Annotated in this window: 18 protein-coding genes; all 18 read left to right on the forward strand. The window is 33.1% G+C overall.

Annotated elements, in window-relative coordinates:
- Positions 1-2: 2 nt before the first annotated feature.
- Entirely contained in the window at positions 3-596 is a 594-nt protein-coding gene (locus Q1A60_RS01935) for a T6SS immunity protein Tdi1 domain-containing protein (protein WP_299763414.1), read from the forward strand.
- 17 nt (positions 597-613) lie between these two features.
- Positions 614-1,258: a hypothetical protein gene (locus Q1A60_RS01940; protein WP_089373163.1), complete on the forward strand. Its 645-nt coding sequence runs from the start codon at positions 614-616 to the stop codon at positions 1,256-1,258.
- Positions 1,259-1,420: 162 nt separating this feature from the next.
- Positions 1,421-1,603 (forward strand): hypothetical protein, encoded by a 183-nt coding sequence (locus Q1A60_RS01945; protein WP_299763420.1) that lies wholly within the window; start codon positions 1,421-1,423, stop codon positions 1,601-1,603.
- 5 nt (positions 1,604-1,608) lie between these two features.
- Positions 1,609-2,148 (forward strand): hypothetical protein, encoded by a 540-nt coding sequence (locus Q1A60_RS01950; protein WP_299763422.1) that lies wholly within the window; start codon positions 1,609-1,611, stop codon positions 2,146-2,148.
- 258 nt (positions 2,149-2,406) lie between these two features.
- Positions 2,407-2,841 carry a hypothetical protein gene (locus Q1A60_RS01955; RefSeq protein WP_299763425.1) on the forward strand — a complete coding sequence of 145 codons (435 nt, stop codon included), beginning with the start codon at positions 2,407-2,409 and terminating at the stop codon, positions 2,839-2,841.
- Between the two features lie 10 nt (positions 2,842-2,851).
- A complete protein-coding gene (locus Q1A60_RS01960) occupies positions 2,852-3,547 on the forward strand; it encodes a hypothetical protein (protein ID WP_299763427.1) in 696 nt (231 codons plus the stop codon).
- 576 nt (positions 3,548-4,123) lie between these two features.
- On the forward strand, positions 4,124-4,741 hold the full coding sequence (locus Q1A60_RS01965; protein ID WP_299763429.1) for a DUF4255 domain-containing protein: 618 nt from the start codon (positions 4,124-4,126) through the stop codon (positions 4,739-4,741).
- Complete coding sequence (locus Q1A60_RS01970) at positions 4,734-5,564, forward strand: hypothetical protein (protein WP_299763431.1); 831 nt, start codon at positions 4,734-4,736, stop codon at positions 5,562-5,564. The genes Q1A60_RS01965 and Q1A60_RS01970 overlap by 8 nt, the downstream gene beginning before the upstream one ends.
- A 27-nt stretch (positions 5,565-5,591) precedes the next feature.
- Entirely contained in the window at positions 5,592-7,223 is a 1,632-nt protein-coding gene (locus Q1A60_RS01975) for a phage tail sheath C-terminal domain-containing protein (protein WP_299763433.1), read from the forward strand.
- A gap of 32 nt (positions 7,224-7,255) precedes the next feature.
- The gene (locus Q1A60_RS01980) at positions 7,256-7,687 is read left to right on the forward strand and encodes a phage tail protein (protein WP_299763435.1); all 432 of its coding nucleotides are present in this window, start codon (positions 7,256-7,258) and stop codon (positions 7,685-7,687) included.
- Between the two features lie 36 nt (positions 7,688-7,723).
- Positions 7,724-9,064 carry a phage tail sheath C-terminal domain-containing protein gene (locus Q1A60_RS01985; RefSeq protein ID WP_299763437.1) on the forward strand — a complete coding sequence of 447 codons (1,341 nt, stop codon included), beginning with the start codon at positions 7,724-7,726 and terminating at the stop codon, positions 9,062-9,064.
- A gap of 137 nt (positions 9,065-9,201) precedes the next feature.
- Positions 9,202-9,633 carry a phage tail protein gene (locus tag Q1A60_RS01990; RefSeq protein ID WP_299763439.1) on the forward strand — a complete coding sequence of 144 codons (432 nt, stop codon included), beginning with the start codon at positions 9,202-9,204 and terminating at the stop codon, positions 9,631-9,633.
- Between the two features lie 4 nt (positions 9,634-9,637).
- A complete protein-coding gene (locus Q1A60_RS01995) occupies positions 9,638-10,099 on the forward strand; it encodes a phage tail protein (protein WP_299763441.1) in 462 nt (153 codons plus the stop codon).
- Between the two features lie 175 nt (positions 10,100-10,274).
- Entirely contained in the window at positions 10,275-10,436 is a 162-nt protein-coding gene (locus tag Q1A60_RS02000; RefSeq protein ID WP_299763443.1) for a DUF5908 family protein, read from the forward strand.
- Positions 10,436-11,158, forward strand: a complete 723-nt coding sequence (locus tag Q1A60_RS02005; RefSeq protein WP_299763445.1) for a LysM peptidoglycan-binding domain-containing protein — start codon at positions 10,436-10,438, stop codon at positions 11,156-11,158. Before Q1A60_RS02000 ends, Q1A60_RS02005 begins: the two co-directional genes overlap by 1 nt.
- Before the next feature lie 2 nt (positions 11,159-11,160).
- The gene (vgrG, locus tag Q1A60_RS02010; protein ID WP_299763447.1) at positions 11,161-12,906 is read left to right on the forward strand and encodes a type VI secretion system tip protein VgrG; all 1,746 of its coding nucleotides are present in this window, start codon (positions 11,161-11,163) and stop codon (positions 12,904-12,906) included.
- A gap of 12 nt (positions 12,907-12,918) precedes the next feature.
- On the forward strand, positions 12,919-13,209 hold the full coding sequence (locus tag Q1A60_RS02015; protein WP_299763449.1) for a PAAR domain-containing protein: 291 nt from the start codon (positions 12,919-12,921) through the stop codon (positions 13,207-13,209).
- A gap of 2 nt (positions 13,210-13,211) precedes the next feature.
- On the forward strand, positions 13,212-13,622 hold the full coding sequence (locus Q1A60_RS02020; protein ID WP_299763451.1) for a GPW/gp25 family protein: 411 nt from the start codon (positions 13,212-13,214) through the stop codon (positions 13,620-13,622).
- The last annotated feature ends 3 nt before the right edge of the window (positions 13,623-13,625 follow it).

The raw sequence follows: 13,625 nt of genomic DNA on the forward strand, positions 1-13,625 counted from the left end.
TAATGAAAGATATATATAAAGAGTTCATTTCTTTTATGGGTGACTCAATCAAATTCTCTAATGTCTCAGAAAAAGAAATAAAAAAATATCAAAAAGTTTTTATGGGGCCTAAAGATGAGGTTAATATTATAACTGAAATATGGAAAAATTATGGTTATTGTTCTTATAGAAATGGTTTATTTTCAATAATCAACCCAGAGGAATATAATGATTACGTAAAAAAGTTTCCTAGTATATCAAATGATGCAATTGCATTTGCAAAATCTGCTTCAGGATGTTTTTTTTTGTGGGATAAATTTAATTTCGGTTGGGCAATATCCCATTTAAATATACACACTGGTAAAACTAATATTTTAGGTTCTAATTTTGATATGCTTTTTGAGTGGAACCTTACAAGTGAAAATTTTTGGAGAGAAGATTGTTATGGGAATATAGAATTAGAAATAGTTAAAAAGAAAATTTCTTTAGAATTTGATGAATGTCTAACTTTTATGCCAGCATTAGCATTGGGAGGAGAAGAAAAAGTTTCTAATATGCAAAAAGTAAAAGTGAAAGAAAATTTAGAACTTTTAGCTCAATTTTATCAAAAAAAATAATTTGACACTAAATCATAATGAAGCATAGGTTTAATAAATATTTAGAATATTATTTAATCGAAGTTGAGAATGAAGAAAAAATTGAAAGCCTTAATTTTGAAATCCCCAATAATTTAGAATCAAAATTACCTCAATTAACTGCTTTGGATAAAGTACATTTCGGGATTGAAGATTTTTATGAAAATGCTTGCAATGGTTATGATATAGAATGGAGGAGGGATAGTGAATCGGAAGTTGGAGGTAGAATGAGACTTAATGACACGGAGTTTATGTTTAATGCACCTTACGAGCCAGATGAGTATATAGTGTCATTAAATCCTGAACTAGCTGATTTTAGAGATTTTGACCTATGTACAGATGAATCTCAAGTTGGTTTTCTTATTAATAAAGAAGACAATACAATTTCTAAATACTTATATTATCATATATCCGGTGATCCTGATTTGCATTTGTTAGATTTAAATTTTAGTGGATATACTCAAATGGCGGTTGAAGCTAGAGTTTTTTATGGTTGGCAACGGATATTACTTCACTATGATGGTTGGGAATATGGAAAAGAAGAAACAAAATTATTTAAAGAAGAAATGCCTAAATTATTCTCAGATTGGACATGGGAAGGTTTTATTGAGAAGTATGAGAGTTTAAGACTTTCAAAGAAATAAATTTACATAAATAGAGATATATGCCCCACAGTAACTTGTGGGGTTTTTCTTTTCGCGAAAGCGTGAGATAAAATATTATAGCTGAGATATACTTTGTAAATTGAAGAGACACTATTTCCTGCTAAATCACCACCAGTTACAAACTGGCAAATTCATAGTGATATGACTGATGATGAAAGGAAAGAGGCGCTAAAAAGATTGCAAAAACTAAAACAACATCCTAGAAGAGTTGAGGAGGTTTTCTACTTTGCTGTTGTAAAAGATGAATTAAAAAGAACTTTAGGAAAAGTGAGAGCTAAAACTGCTCATGGAGATATTTGGCTAGATAAATTATTTAAAAAATAAACTTAATGAAGAATATCAAGGATTTTTTAGATTTTTTGTTTGAAAGAGAACAAGAAGCACTTAATGCAGATAATTATAAAGAAGATTTTCAAAAATATAATAGTATAGTTGAAGAGATACAAACCCACCTTTATAATATTTCTGCAGGATTCAATTTACCAATATTAAAAAAACCAAAACCAGATTTCTTTTACTTAAAAACAAAGAATAAAGTTTTTCCAGCAAGACGTTACTTGTTTAAAATAAGTCAGTATGATAATAAAAAGTATAATACTATTTGGGCTTGCTATACCTCTGAATCAGATCCTACATCTGATAAAGTAAAAATGCTTACTACATGTTTTCTAATTGCAGAAATAAATAATGAATTAAAAATAATAGTAAAAAACAGACGTAATTTAGATAATGACAAGTGGGAATTTTTTGGAGGAGATGATGATAAAACATTACGATTACATGCTCTAGGACAACCTAAGGAAATTATACGTTATATGGAACCATTAGAAGATGAAGGAGGGTTAAAGTTATATAAAAAAGATATGTAATTTATTAGACTATTAAATTCAAAACCTCACAGTAACTTGTGGGGTTTTTCTTTTCGCGAAAGCGTGAGAGAAAATGTTATAGCTGAGATATACTTTGTAAATTGAAGAGGTACTATTTCTTACTCAAATCACCACCAGTTACAAACTGACGGTCAATGTCATTAAGTTAATGATGTATCTATTTGATTTTTAGTTATTTACATTTATTTGTTTGATGTTTATTTTGTGTATTATATTGATAATCAAATATTTATTGTCTTGAAAAAAACTGCTGTTTTTATTTTTGAAAAACTGAAAATAGAATTATTTAGTGAAAGTTTAAAAAATGAATTTCGTGCATCTGAAAATAATTTTATAAGAATTAGGAAACAACAATTTTCCCATACCTTGTTATTTATGTTAAACATGCTACGTAAAAGCCTATCTCTAGAGATTGAAAACTTTGTAAGTTTTCTGAAACTCAAAACACATCAGAGATTTACAAAAAGTGCTTTTGTTCAAGCTAGGATGAAAATTAAATCAGACGTTTTTAAATATCTTTCTCAAACTTTAATAAAAGAGTTTGGGGGTTATGATGATTTAGATGATCTAGAATTCCTCTTAGAAGAGAATGTTAAAATGAATACAACTAATCTGGAGAATTTGAATGTCTTGCTATCTTCTAAACAGAAAAAATTAATTACATTCAATTAAAATAATAATAATGCAGTATCCATTAACTAATAGTTTTAAGAGAATTAAAGAGGAAATTGATTCCCCTAATATAACCAACAAGATAATAAATTGTCATTTCCTAAACTATGAAGAGGAAAAGCGCGTTAAATCTAGAATTAAAAGATATGAAAGAGTAGGTTATTTAAATGTAATAGAAAGGTATATTGATGTCATAAATATTGATAACTTTTACTTTTATGCAGAATTAAAACTAAATGAATATTTTTCTAAATTAGAGTTCAGTATTGAAAACTTGTACTCAGGATTAAGATTACTGGAGAATGATTATGATTCTAAGTTATGGTATGATGGGCAATCAGAAGAAGAGATTGCTTTATGGAAAACATTTAGGGTTTTTGATACTCGCCCAGAGATAGGTGATGGTAAGATGGCTGTTTTTAGTATAAAGGAAGGGGAAGCACCTCCTAATGAACCTGAAATTTACTTTATAGACAGAGAAACTGCTTATAAAACTAACTTGACATTTGTTCAATATTACGAGGCAATATTGGATATGTTAGGTATGGCAAATTGGCAATATTTATACACAAATGTTTCTTTTAATGATCCTGTTAAGGAATATTTGTATGATAATATTAAAGAATCTCTAAATGCATTACAAAAAGCATTGCCTGATAAGAATTATCAAAAATATTTTGATTTATTGGAGGCTCGTAATAGCTAAGATTAACTTAAATTTAAATAAACCTCACAATGATTTGTGGGGTTTTTCTTTTCGCGAAAGCGTGAAAAAAGAAACTGTATATTAAACCAATCATATTGAGATAAATCCTCTCTTTTCTCATGATGTATTATACAATATATATTTAGCTCTGCTCGGGATAAACTTCTGTGTCACGATGTCCTTTAAAGTGTACAAAAATCTTAAGAAATCTTCTTTAAGGTACATGCTATAATCCTTACAATTCTTAAGTTTCTAAAGTGTAATAAAGATATATTTATTTGTAAAATGTGTTATTCTGATAAAAATATTACAAAATATAAGTGATTGGTTATTAGTTGTTTAATGTGTTTTTGTTGCTTACTTACTGAAGCTACGGATTAGACACTATCAAATGTTTTGAGAAACTATGTTCTCTGTGTATGTTTGTACTGTGATTAACAAATAACACAAGAAGTACTTCACTTATTAGCAATCACATTTGTCTTACCATTCTAGAAAATCAAGACAAGAAAAGCTAGTTGCACTGGCTACATAATAAATGCTTTTAGACAAAAATAAATCAATAAAAAGGAGACCATGATCTACGATGTATTAAGGATAATTAAAAATGAAATAGGAAATTATCTGGATGATGAAAACCTAGTAGTATTAGAGAATATAGCCAAAGCAGAAGATGCGAGTAATACGTCATTAAATGATAAAGTAATTGTTACTTTATTAAGTACAGAAGAAGAGTCTACACTCAAAAATACACCAAGACACGAAATAAAAAACGGCACTAAAGTTTATAAAAGTGGCGCAGCATATCTCAATGTGTATATGATGGTAGCAGCCAATAGAAGTACGTATGAAAAATCATTGCAATCTATTTCTAAAGTAGTAGAATTTTTTCAAGACAAATCCATTTTTACAAATAACAATACAGATACGTCCATTTTCACAGGAGATGAAGCAGACCCTCAAATTGAGGAATTCAAGTTTATGGTAGATCTCAAGTCACTTCGTATTGAAGAGTTGAGTTATGCTTGGACCGTATTAGGAGGAAGAACTATGCCTTCTGCTTTATATAAAGTGAGTATTGTAAAAGTACAGAGACAGAAAGTAAAAGGAAAAGGACCTGCTATTACTACAATACAAAAAACCGCACTCAATCTAACAGAAAATTTAACGGAAAACTTTACAGAAAATGAGTAGTACAATCAAATATGTGCAAATATTTAATTTAAATATTTTTCACAATTACTTTCTGGATAAGAAAGATACAACTGATAATGATATAATAGTAGTTTTTGACGATACTCAAAAAACAGAAGATTTATCAAGTTATAATGTGTCTGATTTTCTTCGAATAACACCTAGTCAAGACACAAAAAGAATACTGGCAAATCATAAAGTAGTTTTTAAAACAACAACAGATGGTGCTACTTGCTTTATTTCGGTAGATCAAGATTCAAAACCAATCATTGATAGTACGGGTGCAACGGTAGATTTACTAATCTATAGTCGAGATACTTTTCTGGAAAAGTATACAGATATGGATACAAATTCAGAGGGTATTTACTTCTTTACAAATGATATTGCAGAACCTGCAAATTCGATCAATACTTTAGATGCTGTTCCAGCTACAGATTTAGAACTATATAAAGTAGGCGTGAGTGCTGATCCAATGAGTAAATATCAAACACTTGTAGGCTCATTAACAGGAAGAGAACAACGCTCTTTATTGGGAATTGTATCTATACAACTAGATACATTATTAGATGGAGCAGGAGCTGTTGTAAATCCTACAGAGTTCAAAGTAGTTCTAAAGAATAGAAAAACAGTATGGGTATATCTAAATGATGATGGCACTGTAGCAGCAGAAACAGCTACGCCACAACCTTTTATGAATAAAGGAAATATTATCCCTAGAGATGCATCTAATGTTGTGATTCCGTATAGAATGGCAACTCCTTTTGATGCTTTTGCATTTCAAACAGATCCAAATCAGCCCATAAAAACACAAGTATATATTTAACCAAGAACTTTTTTAAAATAGATAAATATGTTAACACAATTGAAAACACCAGGAGCATTTATTGAGGAGGTATCAAAATTTCCTCCATCAGTAGCACAGGTGGAAACAGCAATTCCTGTATTTATAGGGATTACTGAGAAAGCAACAAGAAAGGTAGAGGGGGATTTGTCAGAGTCGCTTGTAAGAATTACGTCTTTACTAGAGTATGAAACGCTTTTTGGAGGCGCAAAGAAAGAAACAGTAGAGTTGATAGATGATGCCGAAAATGGACTTACACTGGTTGCACCAGAGGTGAAATTCTTGATGCCATATGCAATGCAATTATTTTTCGCAAATGGAGGAGGGCCTTGTTACATCATTTCGATAGGAGGGTTTGTTGATGAATCTTCATCAGAACTAAAATCAAGAATAGAAACATGCTTAGCTGAGGCAGCAAAAGAAGATGAAATTACATTATTAGTTTTTCCTGATGCAACGCAAACCCTTAATGAAGAGGATTTTTATGGAATGTATCAAATTGCATTAGATCAAGCAAATGAGTTGAAAGATCGTTTTGTACTTATAGATACGTATAAAGGAACTACTACAGATCTGACAACCATTGATACAAATGTAGATAAGGATACAATTTTCCATTTAAGGAATAATGTGCCTGGAGATAAATATGGAGCAGCCTATTTTCCATACTTAAAGACAATATTAAATCCTGTTTTTAATGAAAAAGCAGCTATTGTTCATACAGGAACTGGATATGATTACAGTGCTGAAGAAATACTATTAAATAATTTAATAGTTGAAATTAATGCTGATACAGCTGGAGATGATCTTGAAGAGAATAGAACAGCGCTTTTAGCCATTTTTGAAACAATCAATGAAACATATGATTTTCCATTTGATTTAACCCCATATATAGATGCTACAACTTCAGCAGAATTGGCAGCGGCATACTTTAATAATGTTGTAGATGCAGGAGGATTTAGTAGTGATAACTTAGGAGCTCTTAGCGGTCAAAAATTAGAGGATTTAAAGGGAACTACTCTTTACAATGAAATTCAAGCGTTAATTAATGCAGTTCCAGTTGTACTACCTCCATCTGCAGCTATGGCAGGAGTGTATGCTAAGACTGATAGCACTAGAGGAGTTTGGAAAGCGCCAGCAAATGTAGGATTAAACTTTGTGGTTGGACCTACAGAAAAAGTAGATAATACACAACAAGATGGACTAAATGTAGATGCTACTGCTGGAAAATCAATCAATGTGATTCGCACATTTACAGGAAAGGGTACCTTAGTATGGGGCGCAAGAACATTAGATGGCAATAGTAATGGGTGGCGTTACATATCTGTTCGTCGTTTCTTCAATATGGTGGAAGAGTCTGTAAAGAAAGCTTCAGAACGCTTTGTTTTTGACTCAAATGATGCCAATACGTGGATCAGAGTAAAAGGAATGATCGAAAATTTCTTAAATACCCAATGGAGAGCAGGAGCACTTGCAGGAGCGACACCAGAAGATGCCTATTTCGTAAGTGTTGGATTAGATGAAACGATGTCTGCACAAGATATTTTAGAAGGAAGAATGATAGTGGAAATTGGAATGGCAGCAGTACGTCCAGCAGAATTCATCATACTTCGATTCTCTCACAAATTACAAGAATCATAAAAATTAAACAGTAAAAATTAAAACAGAAAGTTATGAATGAATACCCATTAGTAAAGTTTTCCTTTCAAGTAGATTGGGGAGGAACTCAAATAGGTTTCCAAGAAGTGTCAGGATTAGACATCGAAGTAGAGCCTATTGAGTACCGTCAAGGAGCAAGTCCAGATTTTACAAAAATTAAGATGCCTGGAATGACCAAGTTTAGTAATATCACATTAAAACGTGGATCGTTTAAAGGAGATAATGAATACTTCGATTGGTTTAACAGTATCCAATTAAATACAGTAGAACGTAGAACGCTTACTATCTCATTATTAGCAGAAGATGGTGCTCCAGCAATTACTTGGAAAGTAAATAAAGCATTTCCAATTAAGGTACAATCTACAGACTTAAAAGCAGAAGGAAACGAAGTAGCAGTAGAATCTATCGAGATTGCTCATGAAGGATTAGTAATCGAAAACAGTTAATAACACATTAAAAATAAACATTAAACATTTTATATTATGAATTATAAAACACCAGGTGCATTCATAGAAGAGGTATCAATATTTCCACCTTCAGTAGCACAAGTTGAAACAGCGATCCCAGCTTTTGTGGGACGTACAGAAAAAGGTCCACAAAACGAACCTACTCGAATCACGTCTTTACTAGAGTACGAAACATTATTTGGAGGCGCAGAACCTCAAACAGGAATTACAGTGACTATTACTGATGGAGTAGCAGTAGCAACTCTTGCAGCAGCAAGCGCATTCAAAATGTACTATGCAATGCAAATGTATTTTGCTAATGGAGGTGGTCCTTGTTATATCGTATCTGAAGGAGTTTATGGGCCAATAGCATCAACAGTTACGAGTATTGGAGAAGGGTTAGCTGCAGTAGCTAAAGAAGATGAGCCAACATTATTAGTATTCCCAGATGCAGTATCATTATCAGAAAGTGATGCGCATTCAGTCTATAACAGTGCATTAGATCAATGTACATTATTACAAGATCGTTTTGTAATTATGGATACGGTTGCAGATAATCAAGCATCTGTAGATAGTTTTAGAACAGGAGTTACAAGTGATTTAAAATACGGAGCAGTATATTATCCACACTTACAAACGATCTTAAACTATGAATATAATGATGTAGATGTAGTTGTTGCCGCTAGTACAAATAGTGATGGAGTTGCAATTGCAGCAGAAAATTTAGCAGAATTAAAAGCAGAAAATTCAGGAGCTTATAATGCAGCTAAAAACGAGATCGCTTCATCATTACGTGTAGTGTTAGCGCCATCATCTGCAATTGCAGGAATCTATGCAAAAGTAGATAGTACAAGCGGAGTATGGAAAGCGCCAGCAAATGTAGGATTAAACTATGTAGTGGCACCTACAGTTAAAATTTCAAGCCAAGATCAAGAAGATCTAAATGTAGATCCTGTAGCAGGGAAATCAGTAAATGCGATCCGTACATTCACAGGAAAAGGAACTTTAGTTTGGGGAGCGAGAACACTAGATGGTAACAGTAACGAATGGCGTTATGTATCTGTTCGTCGTTTCTTTAACATGGTGGAAGAGTCTGTAAAGAAAGCGTCAGAACGTTTTGTTTTTGAATCTAATGATGCTAATACATGGGTACGTGTACGTGCTATGATCGAGAATTTCTTAAATACACAATGGAGAGCAGGTGCACTTGCAGGAGCGAGTCCAGAAGATGCGTATTTCGTAAGAGTAGGATTAGGAGAAACCATGTCTGCACAAGATGTATTAGAAGGTAGAATGATTGTAGAGATTGGAATGGCAGCAGTACGTCCAGCAGAATTCATTATTCTTCGTTTTTCTCACAAACTACAGGAATCATAAAAATAATTTAAGGGATAAAAATATAAATACGGCGTACGCTTTCGCGAAAGCGTAAGAAGGCTCACCACACGTAATTTATATTCTTTATTACAAATTAAATTAGAATAATTAAACAGTAAAAATTAAAACAGAAAGTTATGAATGAATACCCATTAGTAAAGTTTTCCTTTCAAGTAGATTGGGGAGGAACTCAAATAGGATTTCAAGAGGTTTCAGGTCTAGATATAGAAACAGAAGTAATTGAATATCGTCAAGGGGCGAGTCCTGATTTTACAAAAATCAAGATGCCAGGAATGATCAAGTATAGTAACATTACTTTAAAACGTGGATCGTTTAAAGGAGATAATGAATACTTTGATTGGTTTAACAGTATCCAATTAAATACCGTAGAGCGTAGAACAATTACGATCTCATTATTAGATGAAGCAGGAGTGCCAGCAATCACTTGGAAAGTGAATAAAGCATTCCCTATGAAGGTTCAGTCTACAGACCTAAAAGCAGAAGGAAACGAAGTAGCAGTGGAGTCTATTGAGATTTGTCACGAAGGATTAGTCATCGAAAACAACTAAAATCATGGCAGCAATATATCCACCAACTAGTTTCTCTTTTATTGTCAACGGGGTTTCTACTTTAGAAGGTATTGATTCTCAATTTCAATCGGTAACAGGTCTTAGTACTGAGATTGGAGTTGAAGAATATGCCGAAGGTGGAGAAAACAGATTCTTACATCAACTACCTACGCGTCCTAAGTATCCAAGCTTAGTTCTGAAAAGAGGGTTGATTACAAACTCTGGCTTGATTAAATGGAGTAGAGATGCTATGGAGAAATTTCAGTTTGAACCTCGAGATCTTATTATAACACTTAATGGAGGCTTAGAATCTACAGCACCTTTAATGGTGTGGAATGTAGTAGGAGCGTATCCTGTTAAATGGGATGTATCAGAATTCAATGCTGAAGAGAACAAATTGGCAATAGAAACTGTAGAGTTAAAATATAGATATTTTACAATACCTAGCGCTAGCTTTAGCTTATAAGTAATCAAAAAAATAACACATAGCGCACTGACTCACAGGAAGTAAATCAAAAACATTTTTTGAATAATACATACAGATTCATGGATATTCCGTGATGCTGATAGGACGTGCTATGTGTTTGATTTTTGAAGATGTTGTTTTAAAAAAAGAGTAAAACATAAGTAAATAAAACAATATGCCAATAGAAATTAAAGAGTTACACATAAAAATTAATGTGGACGAGGATACTACAGGAAGTACAGGAGTAACTACTGTTGATCAGAAAAGAGTGACGCATTTGATACAAGAAAATGTCGCACAAATAATGAAAATACATCACCGTAAAAAAGAAAGATAATGGAAGGCGAATTAGCAAAACTAGAAATAGCTACTTATACAAAGTCTGACTATAAAACTAAAGTAAGGAGCGGGGCATTTAATGCTTTTATAAATCCAGAAAGTTATTCTATAACGTATAAGAACAATTTTAATACTGATCGTAGTCCAGGTCAACAAAGAGATAATTATAAGTATGACTCATCAGTTTCGCCAGATTTAGATCTAGAGTTCCTTTTTGATGGTACAGGAGTAGTACAGCAGAATAGTGGAAACAGACTTTTGAATTTACTTTCAGGGGGTGCTGATTTTGTTAAGGATACTGTGAAAGGGCAGATTGATAAATTTTTAGAAGCTACCGGAGAATATGATGGTACTATTCATAAACCTTATAATGTCATTATAAGTTGGGGTGATTTTGAATTTAAAGGAGTGTTATTAGAATTAACTCTTGATTATAAGTTGTTTACTCCGGATGGAAAACCTCTTAGAGCAATAGGTAAGGCAAAATTTCATGAATCCATTAGTCCAGAATTAGCCGAAGCAGAAGTGAAAACTAATTCTCCAGATCTAACCCATATCAGAATGGTGAAAGCTGGTGATACATTACCATTGATGACTGAACGTATTTATGGAGATGATAAATACTACTTAGAAGTAGCTAAAATCAATAACATTACAAGTTTTAGACAATTACAACCAGGGACAGAAATTTTCTTTCCACCGATTGAAAAAGTATCATAGATATGAATAATAGTGGATACATACAAACATCAAAAAACCCTGACTTAGTTACTTATAAGGTACTATCAGGAGGCAATGAATTACCTGGGAAATATCGTGTGAAAAGCATTGTGGTAGAAAAGGAAGTCAATAGAGTTCCTTATGCTCAGCTTGTTATTTTAGACGGAAGTTCTCCAGATCAAGAGTTCGAATTGAGTAATGAAGAATTACTCATTCCTGGTAAAGAAATTGAAATTACTGCAGGATATCACTTAGATGAAGAAACTATTTTTAAAGGAATAGTTATCAAGCATAATATCAAGGTTAGAAGCGGAATTTCCTATCTCATTATTGAATGCAAGGATGAAGCAGTAAAAATGACCATTGGTAGAAAAAGCAACTATTTCTATGAAAGTACAGATAGTGATATCATTGAAGAGCTTATAGGTAATCAAGGATTAACAGCAGATGTAGAAGCTACAACAAATACACACCAGGAATTAGTACAATACCACGCTTCCGATTGGGATTTTATGGTCACAAGAGCACAAGCAAATGGAAAATTATGTTTTGTTGATGATGGTATTATAAAAGTTGCTACTCCAGAGTTAAGTGGAGATACGATAGAAACCGTAGTTTATGGATCATCCATTCATGAATTTGATGGAGAAATAGATGCTAGAGATCAATTTGATCGAATTACATCATATAGTTGGAATTATACAGATCAAGAACTTTTAGAAACAGAAGCACAAGATCCAGGAGTAAATCTTAATGGAGACATAGCTTCAAGTGATTTAGCTAGTGTTATACAATTAGAAAATCTAGAATTAAGACATGGCGGTAGTCTTTCTCAAGAAGAATTACAAGATTGGAGTGACGCAAAGGCATTGTATCAGCAATTAGCAAAAACCAGAGGTCGTGTAAAATTTCAAGGTATTCCAGCTGTAAAGCCAGGAGTTCTATTACAACTAGAAGGAATAGGTAATCGCTATAATGGAACTATTTATGTAACAGGAGTACGTCATGAAATTACTGATGGAAATTGGTTAGTAGATGCTCAATTTGGATTATGTCCTACTTGGTTTTCAGAAACCTATGATATTAGTGAAATGCCTGGTTCAGGAATCATACCTGCCATTAGTGGATTGCATATAGGAGTGACTACACAATTAGAATCAGATCCCGATGGAGAAGATAGAATCTTAGTGCAAATACCTATCATTAATAATGAAGAACAAGGTATTTGGGCACGTATAGCCACGCTAGACGCTGGAGAAAATAGAGGGTCTTTCTTTAGACCAGAAATAGGGGATGAGGTGATTGTAGGATTTATTAATGATGATCCTAATGATGCCGTCGTTTTAGGAATGCTAAATAGTAGTACAAAACCAGCTCCGCTAACAGCCTCTGATGATAATCATGAAAAAGGAATTGTCACTCGTAGTGAGATGAAAATGATTTTTAATGATGATAAGGTTTCATATGTGCTAGAAACCCCAGCTGGTAAAAAAGTAACCTTAGATGAAGATGCAGATCTCGTTCAAATAGAAGATGAACATGCAAATATTCTCACGTTTAATAGTGATGGGATTACTATGGAAAGTGCAGGAGATATAAATATTAAAGCTACCGGTGATGTCAATATAGAAGGAATGAATGTGAATGGAAAAGCAAATGCACAATTGACTGTTGAAGGTAGTGCAGGAGCAGAGATATCATCTGGAGCAGTAACAATTGTTAAAGGGTCACAAGTACAAATTAATTAATAAAAATAATAAATGAAACCAGCAGCTAGAATTACAGACATGCACACCTGTCCTCTGGTAACAGGAACTACTCCTCATGTAGGAGGACCTATACTACCAGCAGGAGAACCTACCGTATTGATAGGGAAAATGCCTGCCGCTAGAGTGGGAGATAAGGCACTATGTACAGGGCCTCCAGATACGATAGCAACAGGATCAGCGACAGTCTTAATTGGAGGGAAACCTGCAGCAAGATTAGGCGATACCACAGTTCATGGAGGCATGATAGTAGCAGGAGAAGCAACGGTTTTAATAGGAGGATAATTATGAAAATAGATAGAGATTTTTTAGGAAGAGGGTGGAGTTTTCCTCCTGAATTTAATAAGGCTCAAAAAGAGGTGACAATGACAACAGATGTAGAAGACATCAATAATAGTTTGATCATTTTGCTTTCTACTCGATTAGGAGAGCGTGTAATGCTTTCTGATTATGGGTGTGATCTGGAAGAACTATTGTTCAAACCACTTACGCTTACACTAATAACACAAATAAAAGGAATTGTAGAAAGAGCGATACTTTACCATGAACCAAGAGTTGATATTTTAAATATTGATATAGAAGGGTCTAATGAACTAGAAGGAGAAGTGTTAATAGCTGTTGAGTACTTAGTCAGAAATACAAATACAAGAAGTAATATCGTCTTCCCTTTCTATAAAGGAGAGGCAACAGAAATCTAAAAA

Origin of the sequence: uncultured Dokdonia sp. (genome assembly GCF_947492535.1) — a bacterium.
Lineage (GTDB): Bacteria > Bacteroidota > Bacteroidia > Flavobacteriales > Flavobacteriaceae > Dokdonia.

Coding starts and splice junctions, on each gene's coding strand:
- Q1A60_RS01935 (WP_299763414.1), top strand. CDS start 3: ATGAAAGATATATATAAAGAGTTCATTTCTTTTATGGGTGACTCAATC.
- Q1A60_RS01940 (WP_089373163.1), top strand. CDS start 614: ATGAAGCATAGGTTTAATAAATATTTAGAATATTATTTAATCGAAGTT.
- Q1A60_RS01945 (WP_299763420.1), top strand. CDS start 1,421: ATGACTGATGATGAAAGGAAAGAGGCGCTAAAAAGATTGCAAAAACTA.
- Q1A60_RS01950 (WP_299763422.1), top strand. CDS start 1,609: ATGAAGAATATCAAGGATTTTTTAGATTTTTTGTTTGAAAGAGAACAA.
- Q1A60_RS01960 (WP_299763427.1), top strand. CDS start 2,852: ATGCAGTATCCATTAACTAATAGTTTTAAGAGAATTAAAGAGGAAATT.
- Q1A60_RS01965 (WP_299763429.1), top strand. CDS start 4,124: ATGATCTACGATGTATTAAGGATAATTAAAAATGAAATAGGAAATTAT.
- Q1A60_RS01970 (WP_299763431.1), top strand. CDS start 4,734: ATGAGTAGTACAATCAAATATGTGCAAATATTTAATTTAAATATTTTT.
- Q1A60_RS01975 (WP_299763433.1), top strand. CDS start 5,592: ATGTTAACACAATTGAAAACACCAGGAGCATTTATTGAGGAGGTATCA.
- Q1A60_RS01980 (WP_299763435.1), top strand. CDS start 7,256: ATGAATGAATACCCATTAGTAAAGTTTTCCTTTCAAGTAGATTGGGGA.
- Q1A60_RS01985 (WP_299763437.1), top strand. CDS start 7,724: ATGAATTATAAAACACCAGGTGCATTCATAGAAGAGGTATCAATATTT.
- Q1A60_RS01990 (WP_299763439.1), top strand. CDS start 9,202: ATGAATGAATACCCATTAGTAAAGTTTTCCTTTCAAGTAGATTGGGGA.
- Q1A60_RS01995 (WP_299763441.1), top strand. CDS start 9,638: ATGGCAGCAATATATCCACCAACTAGTTTCTCTTTTATTGTCAACGGG.
- Q1A60_RS02000 (WP_299763443.1), top strand. CDS start 10,275: ATGCCAATAGAAATTAAAGAGTTACACATAAAAATTAATGTGGACGAG.
- Q1A60_RS02005 (WP_299763445.1), top strand. CDS start 10,436: ATGGAAGGCGAATTAGCAAAACTAGAAATAGCTACTTATACAAAGTCT.
- vgrG (WP_299763447.1), top strand. CDS start 11,161: ATGAATAATAGTGGATACATACAAACATCAAAAAACCCTGACTTAGTT.
- Q1A60_RS02015 (WP_299763449.1), top strand. CDS start 12,919: ATGAAACCAGCAGCTAGAATTACAGACATGCACACCTGTCCTCTGGTA.
- Q1A60_RS02020 (WP_299763451.1), top strand. CDS start 13,212: ATGAAAATAGATAGAGATTTTTTAGGAAGAGGGTGGAGTTTTCCTCCT.